This is a genomic window from Gracilimonas sp., from assembly GCF_017641085.1.
Taxonomy (GTDB): Bacteria; Bacteroidota; Rhodothermia; order Balneolales; family Balneolaceae; genus Gracilimonas.
Genome location: NZ_JAEPPI010000001.1, coordinates 1489162 through 1512600 on the forward strand (window position 1 = coordinate 1489162; position 23439 = coordinate 1512600).

15 protein-coding genes are annotated in these 23439 nt (G+C 45.2%); 3 read left to right on the top strand and 12 right to left on the bottom strand.

The features are described from left to right. Nucleotides 1-8 precede the first annotated feature (8 nt). From JJ941_RS06450 to JJ941_RS06475, 6 genes are read right to left on the bottom strand one after another with little or no spacing between them, the layout of a single operon-like run. The gene (locus JJ941_RS06450; RefSeq protein WP_290962972.1) at nucleotides 9-3353 is read right to left on the bottom strand and encodes a peptidase MA family metallohydrolase; all 3345 of its coding nucleotides are present in this window, start codon (nucleotides 3351-3353) and stop codon (nucleotides 9-11) included. Between the two features lie 18 nt (nucleotides 3354-3371). After that, the gene (rnr, locus tag JJ941_RS06455; protein ID WP_290962973.1) at nucleotides 3372-5543 is read right to left on the bottom strand and encodes a ribonuclease R; all 2172 of its coding nucleotides are present in this window, start codon (nucleotides 5541-5543) and stop codon (nucleotides 3372-3374) included. A gap of 10 nt (nucleotides 5544-5553) precedes the next feature. Then, nucleotides 5554-10266, bottom strand: coding sequence for a hypothetical protein (locus JJ941_RS06460; protein WP_290962974.1), 4713 nt, complete (start codon nucleotides 10264-10266; stop codon nucleotides 5554-5556). Beyond that, nucleotides 10266-11357 (bottom strand): 3-dehydroquinate synthase, encoded by a 1092-nt coding sequence (aroB, locus tag JJ941_RS06465; protein ID WP_290962975.1) that lies wholly within the window; start codon nucleotides 11355-11357, stop codon nucleotides 10266-10268. Before aroB ends, JJ941_RS06460 begins: the two co-directional genes overlap by 1 nt. Then, a complete protein-coding gene (locus tag JJ941_RS06470) occupies nucleotides 11350-11913 on the bottom strand; it encodes a shikimate kinase (protein ID WP_290962977.1) in 564 nt (187 codons plus the stop codon). Before JJ941_RS06470 ends, aroB begins: the two co-directional genes overlap by 8 nt. After that, a complete protein-coding gene (locus JJ941_RS06475) occupies nucleotides 11910-13493 on the bottom strand; it encodes an NFACT RNA binding domain-containing protein (RefSeq protein WP_290962978.1) in 1584 nt (527 codons plus the stop codon). The genes JJ941_RS06470 and JJ941_RS06475 overlap by 4 nt, the downstream gene beginning before the upstream one ends. A gap of 27 nt (nucleotides 13494-13520) precedes the next feature. Here JJ941_RS06475 and JJ941_RS06480 point away from each other — a divergent pair, with 27 nt between their 5' ends. Then, on the top strand, nucleotides 13521-14174 hold the full coding sequence (locus JJ941_RS06480; protein WP_290962979.1) for a hypothetical protein: 654 nt from the start codon (nucleotides 13521-13523) through the stop codon (nucleotides 14172-14174). A gap of 547 nt (nucleotides 14175-14721) precedes the next feature. Here JJ941_RS06480 and JJ941_RS06485 read toward each other — a convergent pair. From JJ941_RS06485 to JJ941_RS06510, 6 genes are all read right to left on the bottom strand, one after another. Next, nucleotides 14722-15576, bottom strand: a complete 855-nt coding sequence (locus JJ941_RS06485) for a 3-hydroxybutyryl-CoA dehydrogenase (protein ID WP_290962980.1) — start codon at nucleotides 15574-15576, stop codon at nucleotides 14722-14724. Nucleotides 15577-15729: 153 nt separating this feature from the next. Beyond that, nucleotides 15730-16437: a hypothetical protein gene (locus JJ941_RS06490; protein WP_290962982.1), complete on the bottom strand. Its 708-nt coding sequence runs from the start codon at nucleotides 16435-16437 to the stop codon at nucleotides 15730-15732. A 41-nt stretch (nucleotides 16438-16478) separates the two neighbouring features. Continuing rightward, complete coding sequence (ccsA, locus tag JJ941_RS06495) at nucleotides 16479-18977, bottom strand: cytochrome c biogenesis protein CcsA (RefSeq protein ID WP_290962984.1); 2499 nt, start codon at nucleotides 18975-18977, stop codon at nucleotides 16479-16481. A 9-nt stretch (nucleotides 18978-18986) separates the two neighbouring features. Continuing rightward, nucleotides 18987-19382, bottom strand: a complete 396-nt coding sequence (locus JJ941_RS06500) for a cytochrome c maturation protein CcmE (RefSeq protein ID WP_290962986.1) — start codon at nucleotides 19380-19382, stop codon at nucleotides 18987-18989. Further along, complete coding sequence (locus JJ941_RS06505; RefSeq protein ID WP_290962988.1) at nucleotides 19379-19621, bottom strand: CcmD family protein; 243 nt, start codon at nucleotides 19619-19621, stop codon at nucleotides 19379-19381. The genes JJ941_RS06500 and JJ941_RS06505 overlap by 4 nt, the downstream gene beginning before the upstream one ends. Nucleotides 19622-19651: 30 nt before the next feature. Further along, nucleotides 19652-20308 (bottom strand): cytochrome c biogenesis protein, encoded by a 657-nt coding sequence (locus JJ941_RS06510; protein WP_290962990.1) that lies wholly within the window; start codon nucleotides 20306-20308, stop codon nucleotides 19652-19654. Between the two features lie 95 nt (nucleotides 20309-20403). Here JJ941_RS06510 and JJ941_RS06515 point away from each other — a divergent pair, with 95 nt between their 5' ends. Together JJ941_RS06515 and JJ941_RS06520 are read left to right on the top strand one after the other, a co-directional pair. Next, the gene (locus JJ941_RS06515) at nucleotides 20404-20910 is read left to right on the top strand and encodes a hypothetical protein (RefSeq protein WP_290962992.1); all 507 of its coding nucleotides are present in this window, start codon (nucleotides 20404-20406) and stop codon (nucleotides 20908-20910) included. Between the two features lie 138 nt (nucleotides 20911-21048). Further along, nucleotides 21049-23400 (top strand): DPP IV N-terminal domain-containing protein, encoded by a 2352-nt coding sequence (locus JJ941_RS06520; RefSeq protein ID WP_290962994.1) that lies wholly within the window; start codon nucleotides 21049-21051, stop codon nucleotides 23398-23400. Nucleotides 23401-23439: the final 39 nt, after the last annotated feature.

Here is a 23439-nt window from a genome sequence, read left to right on the forward strand (position 1 = left end):
CACACTCTTTAGAAGTCTATACCAATGGAGAAGTAGTGGATAGGATCATCTCCAAACCCTTCTCTGCCGTATGGCCACCCAACATCATACCTGAAAGGCAGGCCAAAAACGATAGTTCGCAATCCAAAACCAGCTCCAATCAGGATATCACCGTCATAATATGGAGCTTCAAACTGTACGGGTCCTTGTGGAGTCTGGGCCTGGTCACTGAATCGTTCTTCAGCAATTTTGAAGTCCAGCTTAGCTTTGTTAATTACAGGCTCTCCGTTATCCAATAGTCCGTAGTCAATTCGCTCGCCCCATGCGGTTCCAACATCAAGGAAAGCAGCTCCCGTGATGTTATAGAACGGGAGAATCGGGAGTGCGCCGGGAACAACGGCAGCAAAAAGAGGAAAACGGAATTCTGCATTAATTAATGAGAAATTGCTTCCGTAGATGCTGTTATAGGCATATCCACGAACCGGTAAAGCAGGTACGGTAAAGAAACTGTCCGTCAGCTTATCAAAGGAAAGTCCGTTATTACTAAACTGCTGGTTAATCCAACCAAGCCGGCCTCCCATAAAATAGGTTTGCTTGTCTGGGCCGATGGAAGTGGCGCCCGATGCCCGCAAGGCAATGGAATACTGCCCGCTTCGTCCCAAGCCAATGTACTGTCTGAAATCAGCCAATACAGATCCAAATTGTGGAGCATTCTCACCAACACCGGGGCTGCCCGAGATTCCTATTGAATATCTACGTCCACCTCTTGGGGTTAAAAATCCGGGTAAGGTCCGATCGTTGGTAAATACAACTTCCGGGTATAGAAACAGACTTCGCTGATTATCGGGTTGGTTTGCACTCGTTGATAAACCCGCATACCGATCGCTCACTGAGCTGTAATCACGGGTAACTCCCATTGCTGAAAAGCCAAAATCGATCCGTTTAAACTTGTTAAATGGATATTGAGCGTTTACAGAGCCACCGAATGTCCGGAACCGGATAAGTTCCCCAAAAATAGTCTGATATCTTCTGGACGTGTGAAAGTATGAACCAAACCAATTGGTGCGATTTTTCAGGTATCCGTATTGTATGGAATAGTCACTGTTCCGCAGATCTGTTACAAAATTGGTTCCCAGTGCAATTTGGTGATCTCCCAGCAGATCACTGATGATAAATTGCGTTTGAGCCGCTGAGCCATAAGTGGAAGCTACAAAAGTGGGGTTATATGCTATATCCGTAGAAAACTTAAGCCGGTAGTTCTTAGGTTGAAAGCGTCCATCATCCGTAATGTTATTCTCCGGAGTGAAGCTTTTAATGTCTTCCAACTCAAGCGTTGTGTCCTCCATAACTTCTGTACTGAACACATAATTTCTGAAGTCGATTTCATCAGACTCTTGCTCTTGCTGCGCTACTTCTTCCGTGCCCTCTTCCCCTCCAGTCTCGGTTTCACCGGCTTGTTCAACTTCCTCATCAGCATTAGCAACGCGTTCGCCTTCCAGGCTCAGTCCATCGGCAAATAGTTGCTGAGCATACCGGATAGCCGGAACCCGGGTAAGTTTACTTTCTGAAGCCCTTCGTTGTGCCCAGTAATTTTTGGAGAGCTCGCCTCCTTTATCCCGGTTGAGTGGAGACCTCAGCAAGAAAATATCGAGGTACCCTTCATTGATGGAGTTAAAAGCCAACCGTGAACCATCACCACTTATCGAGATTTGAGAGGCTCCGGTTTGTAAATTCGTTAATGGGACTGATGTCCGGGTATCCAGGTTGTATTCATAAACATTCAGGATTCCGTTCTCATCAGAGATATATACCAAGCGTCCGTCTCTGGTTGTTTGTGGGCCTTTTTCACTCCATGTAGGCGTATTGGTCAGCCTTGTGGCTGTAGTCCTGGCGTTCAGGTTTACCCGAAAGATGTCGGTTTGGTAGATGCTCTCATCACCTAACAAATCATAACTGAGCGTATAATTGTGGAGTGCTACTTTCTCTCCCCGGTCAGACACAAAGTAAAGTGTTTCTGAGTCCGTGCCCCAGGCCGGCTGCATGTCTGAGAAGAAGTCGCCGGTTACATTGATTAATTTACCGGTTTCCAGGTTGTACACAAAAATGTCCTGATAAGGACCGATGTTACCATCAAAGGCTAATTTCTTACCATCCGGTGACCAGGCAATGGAAGCAATGGCATCCAGGTTGGGAAACTTAAGCTTATTTATTTTACCGGTGTTGTAGTTTATCAGGGCAATATCATCTCTTCCTTTTGATTTAGTTGAGATCGCAATCTGATTTCCATCCGGCGACCAGGCAATATTTGGATTCAAAATGTTCAGTTCCTCAAACTCAGGATTGTCTTCTCCCCTGATCAACGTCTTCAGTTTTCTTCCATCAATGGCACTGATGGCTACCACATCAAAATACCCTCTCCTATTGGTAATAAAGGCTACTTTATCGCCTTGCGGAGATATGGCCGGGCTGGTATTATAAGACCCGTACTGCCCTCGTTCAGTCAGCTGATTAGCGATCATATCGGCTCGTTCCCGTTCAGCTACCTCCGGATAGTATCTTTCCTGAAGAGCATCTTGCCAGGCTTTATCCAATTCTTTAAAGTTTAGTCCCAGTGACTGTTGTAAGCCAACCTCCACACTTCTTGTGGTTTTAATTCTTTGCAGTATTTCGGCAATTTTCTGACGGCCGTATTCTTCGACCACAAAATTCCAAAACGATTGCCCGCCCCGGTAGGCATAGTACCCGCTCAGGTACTGAAGCGGAGGCAAGTAGTTATTGATTACTGCATCCCTAACATACATATCTGTATTCGTATCCCAGCCTAAGGCAGTGTACTCAGCAAGGCCCTCTTCAAACCAAAGTGGAAACTGAAGCTGAATGTTATTGCGGATAATGGAATTGATGGTACCGCCGTAAAACATATCGTTAAAAACCGCGTGAACCAGCTCGTGGTGAAGCGTACGACGGAAATCGGCATAGTCTCCGGTAAAAGGGACCGTCATCCGGTTTTTCATTTTGTCAGTCACCCCGCCAATTCCCTCTGCGCTGGTAGGCAGATTTACTACATTCGTTTGGGAGAAATCGTTGTGAGAATCATAAACGATGAGCGTTATACGATTGGATATCTCATGGTTAAAATCTTCGGACAGTTGCTTGTAGGCCGACTCGATACTTTTCGCCCCAAATTCAGCCAGCTCATAGTTCTTTTCTCCGTAGTAATACACATCGAAATGCTTGGACTGAATGTAGCGCCATTCAAAATCCTCATAAACTACCCTGTTCTTACCAAAGGAGTAATATTGAGCCAGAGCCGGTGTACCGGACATAAATACTATTGCAGCGAGTAATACAACTGAACTAATTTTAACTTTCATAATAGAGAGTATTAAAAGTTATTTGGCTAATCCGAAGTCGATTTGTCGTTTTTCCAAGTTGGTGCTTTTAACATAAACACGGATTTCATCGCCAAGCTGAAACTGTTTTCCGCTCTTGCGGCCAACCAGGGCATGGCGCTTTTCATTGAAAACGAAATAATCACTTTTCAGATCGCTCATTCTTATCATTCCTTCACAGTAAATGTCTTTTAGGTTCACAAAAATTCCCCGTTCCATCACACCGCTGATAATTCCGTCAAATTTCTCACCGGTTTTACCGCTTAAAAACTCAACCTGCTTCAGTTTTATGGAGTCACGTTCAGCGTCAACGGCAACACGTTCGCGCTCACTGCAATGTTCTCCATCTTTTTTGAGCTGATCGTGGGTGTAAACCCTCGCTCCTGAATTGTAACCTTTTAGAAGCCGGTGCACAATAACATCAGGGTAACGGCGAATGGGACTGGTAAAGTGTGCATAGTGCCCAAAACCCAATCCAAAGTGACCGAGATTATTCGGTGAATATTCAGCCTTAGCCATTGCCCTGAGCATTAGTCCGTTAACGATATACTCCAGGCTTGTATTTTCCACTTTTTTGAGAAGGTCGTTGATCTTTTTAGGAGAGATTTTATCCCCGAGATCAAACTTGATTCCTATGGGTTTAACCTGCTCCGCTATGGAAGCCAGTTTCTCCTGATCCGGCTTGTCATGTACCCGGTAGAAAAATGGATACAAGTCTTTTGAGCGCTTCTTATCTGACTTTTTACGTAATTCCTCCACATGCATAGCCACTGTTTTATTGGCCATCAGCATGCATTCCTCAATCAGACGATGGGCAAAAATACGTTCCTTCAAAATTACTTTGAGCGGCTTACCGTCATCATCTAAAACAAACTTGGGTTCAGGGGTGTCAAAGTCTATCGCTCCTTCACGGAATCGTTTGTCCAGGAGTATCCGGGCTAACTCTTCCGCCAGCTTCACCTCTTTGGCATATTTGTGATTCTTACCCTCAATCACTTCTTGAGCCTGTTCGTAAGTAAATCTCTGTTTGGAATGAATCACGGTTTCCTCCACAGAGTAATCAACCAGCTTGCCATTCGGGGCAATTTCCATAAAGCAGCTGTAGGTCAGCTTGTCTTCATTAGGGCGCAAACTGCACACACCATTACTCAGCACTTCCGGGAGCATAGGAATCACACGATCCACTAAATAAACGCTTGTTCCCCGGCTGTGTGCTTCTTCATCCAGCACGGTTTTTGGGGTGAGGTAATGCGTTACATCGGCAATATGAACCCCCAGGTAATAGTTTCCATTATCCAGCTTTTTGATGCTCAGCGCATCATCAAAATCCTTGGCATCTTCCGGGTCGATGGTAAAAACATTCTCGTCTCTTAAATCCCGGCGTCTGTGGCATTCCTCTTCGGGAATCTCGGTTGGAATCTGGTTAGCATACTCCTCCACTTGTTTGGGAAATTCAGCAACCATGTCATTTTCAGCCAGTATGGATAATACGTTGGCATCATTTGAACCCGATTTTCCTAAAACCGATTTGATACGGGCTTCCGGTAACGCTTTGGGGTGAACCCAGTTCACAAGCTCAAATATAACCTTGTCGCCATCCTCAGCTCCATTTACGAATTCCGGAAGTACAAAGAAGTTGGTATGAACCGATTTCTTATCCGATTCAATCACAAAATTCTCTTTACTGACTTTTGTAAGTGTACCTACATAAAAGTCTTTGCCCCGTTCCAGTATTTCCAGGATTTTACCCCGGGGTTGGCCGGAGCCCTTTTTCTGCCCGGTTATCTTAACCCGAACTTTATCATCGTTCAGAGCCGTTCCTACATCGCGGGATGAAATCATTATATCCTGATCCAGCTCATCGGTAATTACATAACCGGTTCCGCGGACTGAGATATCAATCTTTCCTTCAACAACATGGGACGAACCCGAGGACTTCTTTGCCTTCTTCCTGGTGTTTTTCCCAAGAAAAACATAATTGTCTTTTCGGCTGATGGTGTTTTGATTAGCCAGCCGGCCCAGTGATTTGTCCAGCCGTTTTATCTCGTTATTACTTTCTAACCGAAGTACGCTAATAATTTGCTCTCTTGTTAGCTTACCGTCGGGGCTGTTTTTCAATAAATCAACAACCAGGTCTTCAAATTTACTTAGTCTTTCTTTCTTACTACTCATTCAAATATTCTTATGCGGGATCTCGTCCCTCTATGTTTTCTGTTATTTCTTCTTGATTCTGTTCTTTTTCTTTAACGCCAAATAGCTTTCTGAAAGGCGAAAGCAACCGATTGAAAAATTCATCCCAGGTATTGAAACTTACTTTGGCTTCAAGGCCTACACCATTTATTTCCTGAGATTGTTGTGATTGTTCGGTGCTGCTAATGGTTCCGAAGGTAAGATCCTGGCGGTGGAAAGCCGTTACTGCAAAGGTGCGGTTTATTCTAAAGGTAGCACCAAGATCTCCAATATTTGATTGTCTTCCTGTGATTTGTCCTTCCCGGCGAAGTATTATTTTGTCATTGTAAAGCCGTAGCGCTACTCCAAGGTCAACTTGGTTATATGTATTTAAGTTAAAATCTACATCTAAACTACTCAAATCACTGTTCAATAACGAATTTACCTGATTTGATAACAATGGGTTAATAACCTGGCTCGAAAGCAATGGATTCAGCACCGCTGCACTGCCCGATAAATTTTCTCCAAAGGGATTGGCTTGAGGGTCACCTGCTGAAGAAACCGGTATAAAATCTCCCATAAGCATAAAGTTGGTGGCCTGAATTAACTTCAGGCTTTCATCCCTGTTAATGGAGGCCAGCTGGGTGGACAGCGTTGAGCTTTGTTGCGACTCAAAGGTATTGGGCAAACGGAAAAAGAAATTATTTTCAATACTGGTTAGGGTTCCACCGATATTCAGCACTAATTCTACAGGCACCCGTTGGGCATTTTCAGGATCCCTGGAGCCGGTGCTGCTCAGGGTGTTAATATCAGGCCGGGCACGATAAATGGCATTCAGGTTCAGGCGTGCATTTGCAGGATCTCCCTCCCAGATAATGGTACCGCCTGATTCCAGCTCGAAACGGCGGGTAAAGATATCGCCACTCACAAACTGGTAGTTCCCGCCCGTTATATCAAAGCGGCCAAACATGGATACCTGTTCGTCTTCCAGCAATATGCGCAAGCGACCGGTACCATCGGCTGTTACGATATCGCCGGTAACCGGATCGAAAATCAGTTGTACTGTCATCGGGTTGGTAGCCACAAACTGCAGATCTAAAGTAAAACGCTCAGCAAAGGTAAGCTCCTCTTCCGGCTGGCCCTGTTCGTCATTAATTCGATTTCGGGAATTAGTGGAATTTACACCTGACCGTAAATCGTCCACGTCAAAAGAGTTCACGAAACGTATAAACCGGTTGTCTTCATTAAATTCCGTTTCCTCCAATAATGGGATGGAAATCTGTGAAAAATCAGATATAACAATCGGCTCTTCGGTGCGAAGCACCGGATTCATATTGGTACCGGAAATGGTGACCGTGCTGGAGCCATAGGCCTGTCCAAAAAATGCCACGGTTGGGTCGAATGAGCTATTCAGGAACTGAAACTCATCCATATCCAGGCTTATCCGAAGGCTGTCGGTTGGACCAAAATTATTTAAATCATAAAAACCGCTCAGAATGGCACTACCACCTGAAGGATCAATAAAGTAGATATCATTAAAAGTGAAGCCTTCGTACCGGTTAAAGGTTAAACTACCCTGTGCATAGTAGTAGGTATCCAGAAATTGGGGGCGGATATAAGCGGCATCTTCAGTACCCACAATAAATTCTGATTCAAAATCATAGTTCTCCAGATTTCCCCAGATTTTACCCGTTCCGTTAGCCAGCCCCGCAGCTTCAGCAAACACCTTTGGACCTATGTACGGTAAAATCCACATGTCAATATTCTCAAACTCTATATCAAATTGATAAAGCGAGTCAACAGCCGGGAAATTACCTTCTTTTGGAGCAAGGACGTACCCGTCTATATTAAAGTTCTGCCCTTTACGATCGTTGTTGGCATAATATTGGGGGTATTTGGCCGAATCCGTACTTACGGAGATATTAGTATCAAAACGGTCTAAGGATTGATTGTATCGGCTGGTGAGCAGGATATCACCGAAAAGTGTGTTGTCCAGGTTAAAGGCTTCAACATCAATTTCTCCCTGGATGGTCGGTACCGTAGTCAGCGTTCGGGTGGTGAATTTACCGTTTACTATTCCCCCAAACCGGACTCTTCCCCCTATCAAATCTGAAAGACGGCCAAGGTTCACGTCTCCAATGTTATAGTTAACTGAATCTTCCGTAGAGCTGCTGAAGGTGCCGTTTACCTGTACAAACTGGGAGTCGCTTTCAAAGACAAAATCGTTCAGCGTTAATTTTTCATCCGATTGATAGCGAAGCATGGGGGTTCCTTCATTGGCCCATCTAAAGGTGCCGGTACCCAACGTAAAATCATGGATGAATAAGGAAATTGCCTCTTCCGAAATGTCCCCTCCGGCATGGAAAGAGAATGAAGCATCATCTGCCAACTCCCGAATATTACTTCTCAGCTCAACGGAATCCTGGTTGAAATTAGCTGCAAAATCAAAATCCCTGCCTACTATTGAGTTATAATCAATTTGAGCTGCATTGGCCTGAAACTGAAGTCCGGAAAAGTCTTTCAGGTCCGCCTCCCTCCTGAAGCCTCCTGTGGTCTGTATCATCAAAGAGTCGGCTTCAAAGTCCCGGATTCTCGTCTTACTATCTATCAGGGTAGCATTAAAAAGCAGTCGCTGAGAATTCACATTCACCGTTGAATTGATACGGGCAGAAGTTGAAATATGTGGAAAACTCGGGAAGTATGAGGTAATCAGCCCAAGGTTTTTCAATCTCCCGGAGATAGTAAGGTTTTGGTTACGGCTGATTTGGGTGGAATCTTTAATGGTCGTCAAACTATCAAAAGCGATTTCTTCCCTCACCCGGTTGGTAAAATAGCGGCTCCATTGCTCGCTGAGAACCAGCAGGTCAGCCGGTACGAAATCCCCTTGCACGGTGGCATCAAAGGCGGTGGATGTCATACGCAGAATTCGCTGTTGGGCATCGGGCTCGTTGAAATCAACATATATTTGGTGGCGACCCAGTGTATCATCCCCGGCCACTGCACGGGTAATATCAAGACTTACCTGCCCGTACAGTTCGTTCCACTCTTTGCCAATCAAGCTCAGGTCGTATTCCATATCCGCATACACTTCCCGCATGCGATTGTCTTGCACAATTTCATTCAGAAATATATTACCGGCTTCACCTTTTAAAGAGTAGGACGGAATAGAAGTGGTTAGGTCAATGGTACCGTTTGTGGTTAAAAGCGCTCCATTCACTTCAGCTCTGATATCCGGTTCAATCAAACCATCATTCCAGTTTACCAATATCACAACCTGGTTAAACCGGCGGTTGTCAAATGCTCCCTGATTCGACCGGATTACCAGTCCGCCTTCGCTTTCCCTCAGGTTGAAAGAAGTGCTTTTGATCTCCCCGTTCAGGGTTAAATCGGTAGATTGTATTCGGGGATCTATCAAATTTCCTAAATCAAGGGAGTCCGTATTGAAGCTCAGATCAAAACCAATGGAGTTACCCCAGTTCCAAACCCCGTCAACCTGAAACTGCCCACGCTCCATATTCTGAGCCATGATATTCGTTGAGGTGGTGTCTGTAGTACCCGAAATTTCCCCTTCAAACCGGGTGGAGGTTAAGGCGTCGATCTGCGCAGTGGTGAGTGCCGAGTTTATAAGCTCAAGCTCTTTTTGTGCCAAAACAACAGCTTCCAGGCTTACATTATAGGACAGCTGATCAACACTTCTCAGATTTTCTAAAGTGCCGTTTAAATCTGCAAAACTTTCTCCTATACTCAGTTCAACAGTGCTGAAATACAGGGAGTCGAGCGTACCTTCACCGGTCAGTTTACCTTTAATATCACTTTGAAGCTCAGGGACATCAGGGAAAAAACGGGTGATATAGGATGTTTCCAGAGCCAACCGATCCACAGTTAAACTGAGCGTAGCCTCCTTAAGCTGCTGTTTAACTGCCCCATCCAACATATTTACCCCTTCAGCATCACCGCTGAAGCGACCGCTTGAGTTACCGGACTTAATATTCAGGGCATTCAGTTCCAGGAACCGGGAGTCGTTATAAATTTGACCAAACAACTCAACGGTTGGGATATTGAATTCAGGTACATCAAACTGTATTCGGTTAATATCCACAAAGCGCTGGTCGTTGGTGAATTCAAAAAACATATCCATCTGAACATTCCTGATGTTCAGGCTATCGGAAGTGGTTACCCGGTTTGGTTTTTCAAAGGCATTCCGCACCACAAAATTACCATCCCGAACTATCACTGAAGGAATGATAATCTGAAAACCGGAGCTTGGCTTACTATCTGACCTTACCGATCCTGCTGTTAGGTTTGATTTCAGTTTAAAAGCCTCATCCAGAGAAAACTCAGATTCCGGATCCACAACTCCTTTCGGCGATTCTACCTGAAGTGCATTTATCACCACCCTGTTCCGAAGCAGGGACCAAATATCCAGGCTGGCGTTGATGGAGCTCGTCTCAAATACCGGCCTGAATTCCGAAGAATCCGGGTAAATTTTAACGTTATTCATTTGCATGCGAAGTGGTAACAAGCCTTCAAGCTGACCAATGCTCAGCACGCCCTCAAAATTCTGACTAAACCGATCCTGAAGCTCCACAGCCACCTGATCTTTTACCGGCTGAAGCTGCATCAACCCAAAAGCTGCCCCAAAAACGAGGGCAATAGTCAACACCAGCACCCCGATAAAGGTCCAGAAAATATTCCAGGATTTATGTAACCAGCGTATGTATGCCACTATGTAAAAATGTTTAGCGTGTGTTCCCAGGCCCGTTGCACAAAGCCGGTGTCAGATACTTTATAAACGTAGGGAGAACTTAATTCCTTCAACAAGATGAGTTGTATTTGCTCGTCTTTCACTTTCTTATCGGTTTTCATCAGGTACACCAATTCTTCCGGGGAGGCCTTTACTTCATTCAAATTCAGCTTATACAACGGCTTGAACTGCATTAAATTGGATAAATCAATATTAGCACCTAAAGAATTGGAAGCGTGAACGGCGGCAATCATTCCGGCATAAACGGCCTCACCGTGAGAATACAACTTATAGTCACCTTGCTTTTCAATAACGTGAGCAAAAGTATGACCGAAATTCAAAAAAGCCCGCTTCCCGGCTTCAAGTACATCTTCAGCTACAATTTCAACTTTAATCTTTGCACTTTGCTGAATCAAGGGCAACCAGGACTTCCCGTCAACAAAGGTATTCTCCTTAATCAACGTGTTTACCTGTTCAAGGATTTCAGGGCTGTGAATCATTCCGTACTTAAGTACTTCACTCAGGCCATTTACCCATTCTTTTTCCGGAAGGGTTTCCAGGTATTTAACATCTGCAAATACCGCTGCAGGCTGATAAAAACTTCCTACCAGGTTTTTCCCGGTATGATGATTGATGCCGGTTTTCCCTCCAATCGAGCTATCCACCATGGCCAGCAAGGTAGTGGGGATGTGGATAAGCGGAAGTCCGCGTAACACCGTAGCCGCTACAAAGCCGGACAAATCACCGGTTACCCCGCCCCCAATGGCGATCAGCGGCGTTCCTCTTTCAGCGCCTTCATTCAGAACAAAATCCACAGCCTGCTTATAGATTTCGATGTTCTTCGCCTGCTCTCCCCGGGGGACTTCAAAAATGTGAAGCTCTTTAAAGTGAGATTTCAACGCCTTCTCAAAATGGGTGCGGTGATGCTTCAGCACAAAAGCATCCACCATCAAAAAGACTTTTGCGGAGCCGTAATGCTGTACAAACTCCTCCAGTTCTGCACTTAAATCGTAGCCAAAGTGCAATTCATAAATATCTTCCGTGGAAGTTTGGACTGAAATAGAATCAGACATGCCGGGTAATTTTTTCGATGGCCGCTTCCGTCATTTCCTCAACAGTTGAAAATAACGGTGTTTTAATTGCAACCTGAGCCTGTTTGTAGAATTTTTCTCGACCTGAATATAAGGCTTTCAGCTCTGTAAAGAGAGTATCCCTGGATTTAATTTTTCCGTCCTTATTAAACACAATCGGGCGCTCATTGCTTTGCAGCACTCTGTCGGTTATTTGTTCCAAAGGCGTATCCACAAAAAGCAGCAACCCGTTCACCTTCAGGTGATCAACAATGCGCTGATTTTGCAGGGCTCCCCCGCCCAGCGACACCACTCCTCTGAAATTACGGGTCAGATCAAGCAGGTATTCCCACTCCTTTTCCCGGAAGTAGTGCTCTCCGTGCTCATCGAAGATGGCGCGGATGCTTTTGCCCTCCCTTTCAACAATAACCTCATCCAGGTCGCGGTATTCCCGCTCCAGCTTCCCGGCCAGGGCTTTGCCGAGTGTGCTTTTCCCGGATGCCATGAAGCCACACAGGTACATACTGTCTTTAAATTTTTGCAGTCGGTAAGAATTCATTTCGTAGGTTTTTTAGGAGTCACCATTTCCACCTCTTCCCGATCCACAACTACCGCACCGGGGGATGATCCTTTGGGTTTGCGCACGTATTTCTTTTTGGTGATGATCACCGGAGCCAACTTGGATCCTTTTGATTTCGAATTATAAGCAGCGTAGGAAGCAGCCTCCAGCAGCACCTTCTTTTCCGGCATGCCTTTGTCATTCCCCATTCTGATGACCAGGTGAGAGCCGGGAACACCGCGGGCGTGCATCCAAACATCCTCTTTGTGGGCTTTCTGAACCAGCGTATCGTTGCTTTTGGCATTCTTCCCGATCCACACCGGATAGCCCTGTACCTCCAGCGTGTGAAAGGGCAGCTGTTCTTCGTCGCCTGAGTTATCCTGATTTCGGTACTCCTTCAGCTCTTCCTCACGATCTTTCTCCCAATCCTTAAACTCCCAGAGGTTGGTAATCTCCTCCGCTTCTTCCAACAAACGCTCTGCCTTTTCTTTTTCTTTTTGCATGATGGGGATGCGCTTCATGGCTTCCTCATACGATTTCTCCGCACCGGCCGACTTCTTGTAATACCGCTGGGCATTCCCGGCTATATCCAGATCAATTTCAAGTGGGATGGTTACCTTTTCGCCTTCATTATACAGGTCATCCACTTCGATCTCTTCTTTGTTGACATCCCCGAGATGAGCATTGGCCATCAAAATATGTCCCCATTGCTCGTATTTCTCAGCCCGTTCCAGCCCTTTATCGGCCTGCTCAAGGTTTTGGAGGCCTGATTTGGTCCGTTTAATTTTTCTTTTCAGGCTTTTAAGGAGGGATGATTTACGTTGACGGAGCCGCTGATCCCGGGAGTAATTTTTGTACCGATAGAGAATAAGATCGTTTACACTATCGAACTCTTTTTCCGTCTTAACAGGCAGTGTTTCTTCGGACAACAGCGTGGTATCTCCATTTTCCAGAAGACGCGGGAAAGGTTTGTTTTCCATTTCATCACAAACTTTACGCACGAACTCCTGAAGCTCCTCTTCCCCCGCTTCATCAAGATTATAAATATCTATCAGCTCCTGAATATTTTGCCGTGGGAACATCGCGTTTATAGCCACTATTTTATTCTTGGTGCTTTTTCGGCTGATGTCCTCCTCAATCTCGTACACATTCAGTTTCTGAGGACTTGGCGGTTCCTCTTCGGTTTCATCGTACTCTTTAAATACCTCGATGATCTCCCCCTCTTTGGAAAGAAACACATTCGAGCGATTGCTGAACAGCCTGAAATGCAGCTTGTGCCCGTCTTCAAAATGAATAAACAGCCACCGGTCGGTTTCCGGGATGGTTATATCGGTGATTTCCATACCATAAATCTTCTCAAAGAAATCGATGGTGTTGCTCTTTTTTGCCCCCCGAAAACTGTCTATATAAAGAGCAATATTTCCGGGGGCCGAACTGAAGCATAATCGGTGCTTAGCGGCCTCTGTGTGTACAAAAAACTCCAGATAATTTTTATATGGACTGACCGCCTGCTCGATTTTACCGGCAGTTAACTTGTTTTTAAGCTCTCGCTTTAGATATATTAGCTCGTAATAGTTCATTTAATTTGAGGGGAAAATACAGGTTTAATGCATTATCCAATATTTAATTCTATCGTAAATACCGTAGAATCACAATTGGGGAAAAGAGGGATTAAAGCCGAGAAATTCAGGACCTGGGAAGATAATAAGATTCATGCCACCGGATTAGAATTAATCATTAGTCTGGACAAAGTTTCAAACTTCATGAATTCGCTTTCCATTAATTTTGACTGGGACAGCTTTAGAGAAACAACTATGGCCAAAGAGCTGGAAGGTATGAATAGTCATCCGTTTCTCAAGATTGAAACCCTGACTAAATCAACCGTCACTCCTACCATTGACGTTGAAATGAGCTGGCTGTTTGATATCGACCGCTGTCAACCCGAAATACCCGGAGAAGCCGGCAATTACCGTATCGAAAAAGCCAGCCGGTGGATGGAATCCATTAGCAAAAAAGTAAATGAGCTGCTGGCTAAAGACGATATCATTACCCGCTGGCACATCGAAATTGACGGGGATGAGAACGGCCGCTACCTCTCCGCCATTAACCTTATCTCTTACTTCCAATACGAACTGACTTCGCCCAAAAGCCTGGAAGAAGTTCAGCATCTGGTAAGCCGAAAGCTTCAGGATTTACTCCTTAAAGCCAACCGGGTTATTTACCTGGCTGATGAAATACTCGATGATTCGGTAGCAGCGTAATTGTATCCGCTCGAATTGGCAACGACGCAGAGCGTCGGTGCAAGTAAAAAAGAGTCATCCTGAGGGTACTCCTGAAAGATCTTTGCTCTTACTGGCTGGTAAGTATTTCATAACAAAGGTTCATCCTACCTACGGAAGACAGGCACTGTCGCTCTGAATGACAATCATGGTAATCCTGAAATCAAGCCAATCAAGGTTCCTAAGTTTTTGAACCTTGATTTATGGGATTGAAAGATTGGCTTGATTAGTATAAGCGTAACATTTTGAAAAGGAATCTTTTCTTGAGATGTCTTTAAAAAAACATTTCATAACAAAGACCTATTACCTAGCCGGAAGTTCTTTTTTTTTGTCATCGCGAGGAGCCTGGTTTTGCTATAGGATCAAATAGGTATTCGACGCGGCGATCTCCTTGTCAGGACTCTTTGCCGTTACCGGGAAATTGCTTCGTCGTTATGCATACGGTTCCTGCGTTTGGCTAAGCCGGCTCCTCGAATTACCTAACATCTACAGCAATGACCAACTGGTTTAAAAATCAGGCTTAGCTTACTCAGTCGTAGGTGTAAAACCCTTCGCCGGTTTTGTTGCCGAGTTTGCCGGCATCTACCATTTTGACCAGCAGCGGTGCGGGACGGTATTTAGGATCTTTGAAGCCTTCATACAGCACGTTCAGGATATCTAGACATACATCCAGACCGATAAAATCTGCCAGTCTTAGCGGACCCATCGGATGCGCCATTCCCAGCTTCATTACTTCGTCCACATGTTCGGCTGTGGCTACTCCCTCTCCTACGCAAAAGATGGCCTCATTAATCATGGGCATCAGCACGCGGTTGCTTACAAAACCGGGAGCATCGTTCACGGGAACCGGAACTTTATTTAATTTCTCTGATGTCTCTTTAACTATCTCATAGGTTTCATCATCGGTTTGGAGTCCGCGTACAATCTCAACCAGCTTCATTACCGGAACGGGATTAAAGAAGTGCATCCCGATAAACTTCTCCGGGCGGGATGTTAAAGCCGCCAGCTTGGTGATGGAAATAGAGGACGTATTTGATCCCAGAATAGCATGATCGGGAGCAGCTTTATCGACTTTTTCCCAAACTGTTTTCTTGATCTCAAAATTCTCGGGAACAGCCTCAACAACCAGGTCAACATCTTTCACCCCTTCTTCAACATCCAGAAAGATGCTGATTCCATCCATTGTTGCTGATTTCTTAGCCTCATCGATCTTTTCTTTCTTCACCATGCGATCCAGGTTTTTCTCTATGGTCGCTACGGCTTTATCCGCAAATTCCTGTTTGGTTTCGATGAGATTCACGGAAATGTCATTCATTGCAAATACATGCGCAATTCCATTTCCCATTGTTCCGCCGCCTATCACAGCTACTTTCTTTACGTCCATTTTGTCCGGTTATTTTCAGTTTTAATTTTCATCAGATTAGGGCTTTTGGAAGCGTTTTTCAAGGAACCAGAGTTCATTTTTTGCAAAAACTTCCTGCCCTGAATTAGTTCGTTTAAGGATGTTACTAAATTTGGTAACGAACCGTAGAAAAGCTTAGAAGTTGAATCGAAGATTGGCTGTTATCCCTGGTTCACCAAAAGTATTCACATAGCTGAAGTTGGCTTCCGGGGTGTTATCGACAAGATCTCTGGCATGGATGAAGGCACTGATTCCACTTACCAAGCGATTAGCCACCATCAGGGCAACCAACGTTGGCAGCTGACTGCGGTTACGCTCTACCCGTTCCCGTGCATCCTGATACTGAAAGCGATGTTGAGTGCTTTCCCAGTTCCATTGGTATTCGGATGACTCAGGAAAAACCTGATCCCAGTTTCGGGTCCGGAGTTGGGCATCGTTATAGGCAGCAAGGTTGTCATAATTTCCTACTGCAATGATAAAATCTCTCGACTTGCCTGATAAATCGGTATTAGCGCGGGCTTCAGCAAAGGTGAAATAATCTTGTTCCAGGTAATTGGCACGAGCATCTAATCCAAAATATGAGAGCACCAGCACTACTTCTCCCGCCAAATGATATTTACCCCGGTTCCAGTTATCGTTTTCAGCGTAATAATGTCCCCATCCCGGAACTACCAAAGACCGAAAGAATGCCCCTTTAGGTGATGGAAAATCTTCTTTTTGCTGAACCTGCGCTTGAACTTCAACCGAAAATACTACCGTAAAAATCAGCAGGAACACCCAACATCCAACAACGAACGCTGAAGTATTTTTTTGCCTGAAATACTTACTAATACATGCTCTCATACTCTGGTTTTAAACGTTCGGTGTTCCATGTTCGATGTTCTTTACTCAGCGTTCTTCTTCCTTTCTCTGCCCCAATGTCGGAAAATAGAAATGCTAAATCCAGCCATTAGAATAAAGGTGCCGGCCCAAACTACCGATATAAAGGGTTTCTCATCGGCTACAATTAGTACCCATTCCGGCTCATATTCTTCTTCGAGGCCGGTTATGGTTAACTCAATGTTGTTTTCCTGGGGATTGATTTCCGTGAACTGAAACTCCAGGTTAAAATCAGGAATTCGTGCCGGTGGAGAGTAAATGTAGCTTTGTCCATCCTGACTATAAACGGCAAATAATGGTTCAAGAGTTATAATCCTGCTGCTTGCCGGATGTATCAACTCGACCTGAGCCCGTACGCCAATAGAGGTATTTGGAGGTAATTCCGAAGTATCGGTTCGGGCGTAGTCCACAAACCTGATTTTGAATTTACCCACATCAACGGTTTGACCCGGGTTGAATTTAATCTTCTGAACTTCGGGAGAATCCTCGGCGGTGGTATCCTGAGCGGCTGCATTCTGCATCATGCTTCGGTTTTCAGCAGCACGGTCGTTTTGCTCCTGTACATACGAACTACCACCCACATATAGATAGATATCACTAAGCAATCCTGTTCTCACATCGGGATCTACCGACCACTGTATGTTTTCGGCGGTGGAAGTGGTAAGCATCGGATAGACTTCCGGGTTCATATAAAAAGGCTTGCCGCCGTCAACCGGTTCAAACTTGATTCGGTAGGTTTGCTGACCGCGACGCACCGAATTATCCAGCTCATACCCTTCGTAAGTCAGCATATATCGGTTATCAACGAGCACGGGCTCATTCAGGTTCAGTAATAGCATTTCCTCTTTTTGGGTGACTTTGAAGCCTTGCTCGTCAGTTACCTCTCCCTGTTCAACTGCAGCATTGTAATTGGCTGTTTTTTGATCCACGAGATAGGAGTTGTACGCTGATGATGCCAAAATTCCCACCAACAATAATCCAAAGCCCACGTGAGTAAGTGATCCACCAACAAGTTTGGGATTTTGAAAAGCAAGGCGAACCATCACCCAGGCATTCCCTACCACAGCGAAATATCCGCAGAACAGGTACACCATGTAATAGATATTCCGTACGTCTCCAAGAATAATGGAGAGAATGGTTACGGCACTGGTTACCAACAGCGGGTTAATTAAAGCTGAAGCCAGTGATTCAGCGTCATATTTCTTCCAAAACAGATACTGCCCCAACACGGTGAAAATCGCCATAACCATGGCAATGGGCATACTCCAGTCGTTATAAAAACTGATTTCCGGTGGGGTTGGATTCTCAACAAACAGCTTTCCAATGATCGGGGAGCTGGTTCCAAGAATAATTACCAAACCAAGGATAAGTAAAAGCATAGCCCCGGTTACCGTCATAAACTCCCGGCTGAGGAATTTAGATTCTTTTTCGGGAGACGGAAGTTCTTTATATCTCCAGAAAAACAGCCCCAGTCCCAATAGTGTTACAACGAGCATAAATGCCAGGAGCTGATTATACAATCCAAGATCCACAAAGCTGTGTACGGATGAGCTTCCCAGAATTCCGGATCGGGTCAGGAAGGTTTCATAGACAACCGCTACGTAAGCCAGAATAGCAAAAAGAATGGATGACTTCTGAGCTATGGAGCTTTTCCGCTGAATAATCATGGTGTGAATGCCCGCCGTCCCGATTAACCAGGGGACCAGGGATGCGTTCTCAACCGGATCCCAGGCCCAGTATCCACCAAAGGAGAGCGTGACGTACGCCCAATATCCTCCGAGAAAAATGGCCGTCAGTAAAGCTACATTTGCGCTTAGGGTCCATGGAAGTGCCGGGCCAATCCACTCATTATACTTTTGCTTCCACAGCGCGGCCATGGCAAAGCAGTACGGAATGGTCATCATCGCAAAGCCGACAAATAATATGGGTGGATGAATCATCATCCAGGGGCTTTTAAGCAAGTCATTTAATCCGCTCCCATCCTGTGGAACAAAGTCAGGATTAGCTTGCAGAAACGGAGCGTTGGGCATCTCTTCAGCGATGGTTCGGAATGGAGATGCTCCCAGTTTCAACCCAAAAACATCCCAGCCTAATAACATTGACAGCAGGAATACCTGCGTAAGCGTGAGGAAGAACAGCACCGGTGCTTTATAGGGGGCTCGCGTCCATTTCATCAACCCAAAACCAAAGAAGGCGGAAATCAGAATCCAAAGCATAAAGCTGCCTTCCTGTCCGCCATAAAAAGCAGACCAAAGATATCGTGGCGCTAAATCAAGGCTGGTGTAATTGAACACATAATAGTACTGAAACTGGTGCTGGAAGATCAGGTACACCAAAATGCCTGAAGCAACGACGAGAAAAGTAGTTTTTGCAGCAAACAGCCAGTTACCCGCACGAAGAGTACGATTTTCGTCCCGGTTAGCTGAAATGAAATAGAAGATCATGGCCGCCAAAGAAGTAACGAAAGAGGCGGAGATCAGGATTTTACCAATGGTTCCTAACATAGATTTGCGTTATCCCTGAGAAGCTTCACTGAATTGACTTGGGTCGGCATCGTTGTACTTAGACGGACACTTCATCAGCATCTCGTTTGCGTAGAAAGTATCGCCTCTCATTTCACCGATGACAACCAGCTGGTCAGCCTGTTCAAAATTATTGGGCTTGGGCTTGGAGTACACCACTTTTTTAGAAACGCCGTCTTCGTCTTTCATGTAGAAAACGAATTTTCTGGTTTCCAGAGAAAATTCAGCTCCTTTTTCTTCATCCCAGGTTCCGGGGATATGGGCACTGCTCATTTCAGTTGCGCCTTCAAAGGTTGTGTAGGTACTAATGCTTTCACCAAAGTTGTACATCAACAGAGAGGTAAACCCAACAATGGCTACAATTCCTATAATCAGTTTTGGTTTCATGCGTCTTTTGATGATTGAATTTGTTCTTCCAGTTTGCTCACTTTCTTATCTACCCGGAATAGAAAAAACAGGAGTACCAGCCAGATAATCAGGCTCACTCCCAACACTACATATATTAATTCGTTTGAAGACATAAATTGAATAAATGCGCCGGCCTCTTCCGCCCCGGGTGCTCCGCTCCAGTTATCAGAGTAAGCTTGGGTGAGGGTGTCAACGGCAGTGAGTGAATCTTCTTGCATCAATTTTTGAATTTATTTTAGACTGTAAACTTACGAATTATCGATCTCGAATTGAACCTTTTTATACCTGTGAACCACATCGTAGATCCAGTATCCAAGAGCTATAAATCCGATAAATGCCGGGTATAAAATATAGCGAAGTTCATCGGCTGTTATCTCACTGAAAGCAGGATTTCCATCTGCTCCCGGGTGCAGGCTTGTTAATTGTCGCGGAACCACATACAACAAAAAAGGAATGGTGGTAACTGCAAAAATATTGTAAACGGCGGCTAATTTTGCGCGTTTCTGTTCGTCATCAAAAGCCGACCGGAGCATGAAATAAGCCACATATATCATCAATGCCAGTGCAGCCAGGTTCATCTTTGGTTCGGCGAACGTCCACCACGATCCCCAGGTAAAACGTGCCCAGAGCGAGCCGGTCAACAATCCGCATACGCCAAAAGCCACACCCACCGTCGCCGCCGATGAGGCTTTCATATCAAACTCGATTTCCGGCTCATTTAAATATTTAATGCTGTACCAAAAGCTGATCAAAAAGAGAACGAACATCGTCATCCACATGGGTACGTGAAAAAAGATGTTGCGTGCCGTCTGTTCGAGAATGGGGATGTCAGGAATTTCTATCAAAAAACCGCCTGCGATAACGAGGGTCATCCAGCCGGCTACTACGTATTTCCAGGGTTTCAATAGTATGCGAATTTTATTAACTATGGCTACGTTGTTTGGGTAAAATATACGAATTTACCCATCATTTTTTGAGTATATAATCTGTAAAACCTGTTATGAGTAACAACCAAAAATCCATCACCCTCACTCCCTCCTGGAAAGCTTTTTTCTGGCAATATTTTTTTGGGGTGATTCTGATCCCGGCCTTAGTGGGAATGTACCTGATCTGGAAAACCCGGAAGACGCATAAATCCATTTCCTATACCATCACTGACCGGAAGATAACCGTGGTTGACGGACATATATCCCAAAATATTGATCTGTCCGATATCCGTCAGGCGGTAGCCGGTGAGAAGCACTTTGGGGTGGGCTCCGTTATCATCAAAACCAGTGGCCGTGAAGTTGAGCTTATCGGACTTAGAAACCCGGAAGCCATCAGCCAATCTATAGAAAAAGCCGTTGAAGCCGAGCTTAAACGACTTGCAGCTGAGAAAGAAGCCAAACCCCGGGAACCGGAATACGAACCCGGCTCTATGGACCAGCTGGAATACCTCACCGGTCTTTGGCAGCAGGGACTTATGACTGACGAAGATTTCAAAGCTGAAAAGAAAAAGTTGCAATAGTTAAACTTCCGTTTCCACTTATAGGTATTCTCCCTTTTCGTTTCTACAGAAAAATTATACCTGCCCCTCAATTATGACAGTGTTTTACAAAATTAAGTCGTTTATTGGACGCCTAATCTAAACATCCAGGTAACATTTATGCATACAACACTACTGAAATCAGCTTTTTTAGCCGTATTTATATCCGCTTTATCTTCTACTGCAACCTTCTCTCAACAAGCCAACTTTGAGGCCGCTGAACGCTTCACCGGTGATAAAATGGAGAAACTTATTGGTAATACTTCGGTGTGGCCCCGGTGGATTGAGGACACCAATAATTTCTGGTACACCTACGAAAACGATGAAGGTAAAAACTGGTATTTCGTAAATGCCGAGCGTCCCTCCCAGCGATTGCTTTTTGACCAAGAGGAAATGGCTTCACAGCTGGCTGAAACTTTTGAACGTCCTTTTAATGCCAAAGACCTGGACCTGAAAGATTTTGAGTACGACACCGACAAAGAACGCTTTACTTTTCATGTTGACAGCATTCAGTTCACCTATAATTTGAATGGAAATGATCTAATTAAAGGGGATTCTCTCGAAAAAGAAGAACGGGAACCGTGGGCTACCTACTCCCCCGACAGCACCTGGGTTGCCTTTGCCAAAAACCACAATCTTTACCTGATGCGCTCGGATGATGAGGACAGCACCGAAATTCAACTTACCGATGACGGTGAGCGCTGGTTCAGCTATCAGGCTGATGAAGGCGATACCACAAGCAACAAGCGCCTGCGAACCAATGCCAACTTTTTTGATGATGAAAGCAAACTATACATCACACGTACCGATGACCGTAAAGTAAATGAGCTTTGGGTGATAAACAGTCTGGGAAAACGACCTGAACTGGAAACCTATAAGTATTCCATGCCCGGTGAGGAAGAAATTGGCATTCCTCAGATTGAAGTTTTTGATATAGCGAGCCGTGAGCGAGTGATCATGGATACGGATAAATGGGAAGACCAGGAGCTGCGAGCCAACTACGGGGATCATCAGACCGGTGATTACAAATCCACCCCCTCCGACAAATTATATATCTACCGTGAAAACCGAACTTCCGATAAAGTGGACATCCTGATCGGCGATACCGAAACCGGGGAAACCGAAGTTCTGCTTAGTGAAACCAGCAAGCCTTATTTCAACTGGAGTTTCCAGGATCTGGCCATTATCAATGATGGTGAAGAATACATTTGGTGGAGCGAGCGTACCGGATGGGGTCAGCTTTATCGGTACAACTCTGAAGGCAACCTGAAGAACCGGATTACCTCCGGTAATTTTGTAGTGGGCGATATTGTGAAAATAGACACAACCGCCAAAACCATTTACTTTGAAGGCTATGGCCGTGATGGTGATCACCCCTACTACGAGCATCTGTACAGTGTTCGTTTTGATGGTTCGAATTTCAAACACCTGACCCCGGAAAATGCTGATCACAGCATTTCTGAGTCGGATAAAGACAACTATTTCGTAGATAACTACTCCCGCGTCAACATGCCTACCAAATCGGTTCTTCGTGACCGCAATGGAAAAGTGACATTGACCCTTCAGGAAGTGGATATGAGTAAAGCTGAAGTCATTGGCTGGAAAGCCCCGGAAGAATTCAGGATTAAAGCCGCTGACGGAGCCACCGATCTTTACGGTGTAATGTGGAAACCGTTCGACTTCGACTCTACCCGGTCTTACCCCATTATCTCGTATGTATATCCCGGTCCACAGACCGAACCCTTCCCAACCAGCTTTTCGCTGCAGGGTTATACCGGCCGTAATCAGGCGCTGGCTCAGCTTGGCTTTGTGGTAGTGGCGTTTGGAAATCGTGGTGGCAGCCCGGTTCGCTCCCGCTATTATCACACCTACGGATATGGTGATTTAAGAGATTACCCGCTGGCTGATAATAAATACGGTATCGAACAACTGGCTTCGCGCCATTCTTTTATTGACCAAAGCCGGGTTGGAATTTACGGACACTCCGGTGGTGGCTTTATGAGTACGGCCGCGCTGCTCACCTTTCCTGATTTTTATGATGTGGCGGTTTCTTCTGCCGGTAATCACGACAATAACGTGTATAACCACTGGTGGAGCGAAACTCACAACGGTGTGAAAGAAACCCGCAAGACTGTCAAAGAAATGAACGAAGACAGTGTGGAAGTGGAGAAAGAAGAAATCACTTTTGACGGGCCGATTGAATCGAATGCAGATTTGGCGGGCAACCTGAAAGGACACCTGTTGTTAGTTCATGGTAACATTGATAACAACGTTCATCCGGCGAATACGCTACGCCTGGCTGATGCCCTCATCAAAGCCGGTAAGCGTTTTGATATGATGATACTGCCCGGCCGCCGCCATGGCTTCGGACCTTATCAACCATACTTTGAGCGTCAGAAGTGGTATTACTTCTCTCAGCACCTTTTGGGTGATTACCGAAGTAATGTGGATATGAATCTGCCGGAAGATTGATTGAACATCCAACAAGGAACATCCAAGGCTGAACGTTGA

Bases quoted from the DNA above. Each gene is read 5' to 3' on its own strand.
- JJ941_RS06450 (WP_290962972.1), bottom strand. From the start codon at position 3,353: ATGAAAGTTAAAATTAGTTCAGTTGTATTACTCGCTGCAATAGTATTT.
- rnr (WP_290962973.1), bottom strand. From the start codon at position 5,543: ATGAGTAGTAAGAAAGAAAGACTAAGTAAATTTGAAGACCTGGTTGTT.
- aroB (WP_290962975.1), bottom strand. From the start codon at position 11,357: ATGTCTGATTCTATTTCAGTCCAAACTTCCACGGAAGATATTTATGAA.
- JJ941_RS06470 (WP_290962977.1), bottom strand. From the start codon at position 11,913: ATGAATTCTTACCGACTGCAAAAATTTAAAGACAGTATGTACCTGTGT.
- JJ941_RS06475 (WP_290962978.1), bottom strand. From the start codon at position 13,493: ATGAACTATTACGAGCTAATATATCTAAAGCGAGAGCTTAAAAACAAG.
- JJ941_RS06480 (WP_290962979.1), top strand. From the start codon at position 13,521: ATGCATTATCCAATATTTAATTCTATCGTAAATACCGTAGAATCACAA.
- JJ941_RS06485 (WP_290962980.1), bottom strand. From the start codon at position 15,576: ATGGACGTAAAGAAAGTAGCTGTGATAGGCGGCGGAACAATGGGAAAT.
- JJ941_RS06490 (WP_290962982.1), bottom strand. From the start codon at position 16,437: ATGAGAGCATGTATTAGTAAGTATTTCAGGCAAAAAAATACTTCAGCG.
- ccsA (WP_290962984.1), bottom strand. From the start codon at position 18,977: ATGTTAGGAACCATTGGTAAAATCCTGATCTCCGCCTCTTTCGTTACT.
- JJ941_RS06500 (WP_290962986.1), bottom strand. From the start codon at position 19,382: ATGAAACCAAAACTGATTATAGGAATTGTAGCCATTGTTGGGTTTACC.
- JJ941_RS06505 (WP_290962988.1), bottom strand. From the start codon at position 19,621: ATGCAAGAAGATTCACTCACTGCCGTTGACACCCTCACCCAAGCTTAC.
- JJ941_RS06515 (WP_290962992.1), top strand. From the start codon at position 20,404: ATGAGTAACAACCAAAAATCCATCACCCTCACTCCCTCCTGGAAAGCT.
- JJ941_RS06520 (WP_290962994.1), top strand. From the start codon at position 21,049: ATGCATACAACACTACTGAAATCAGCTTTTTTAGCCGTATTTATATCC.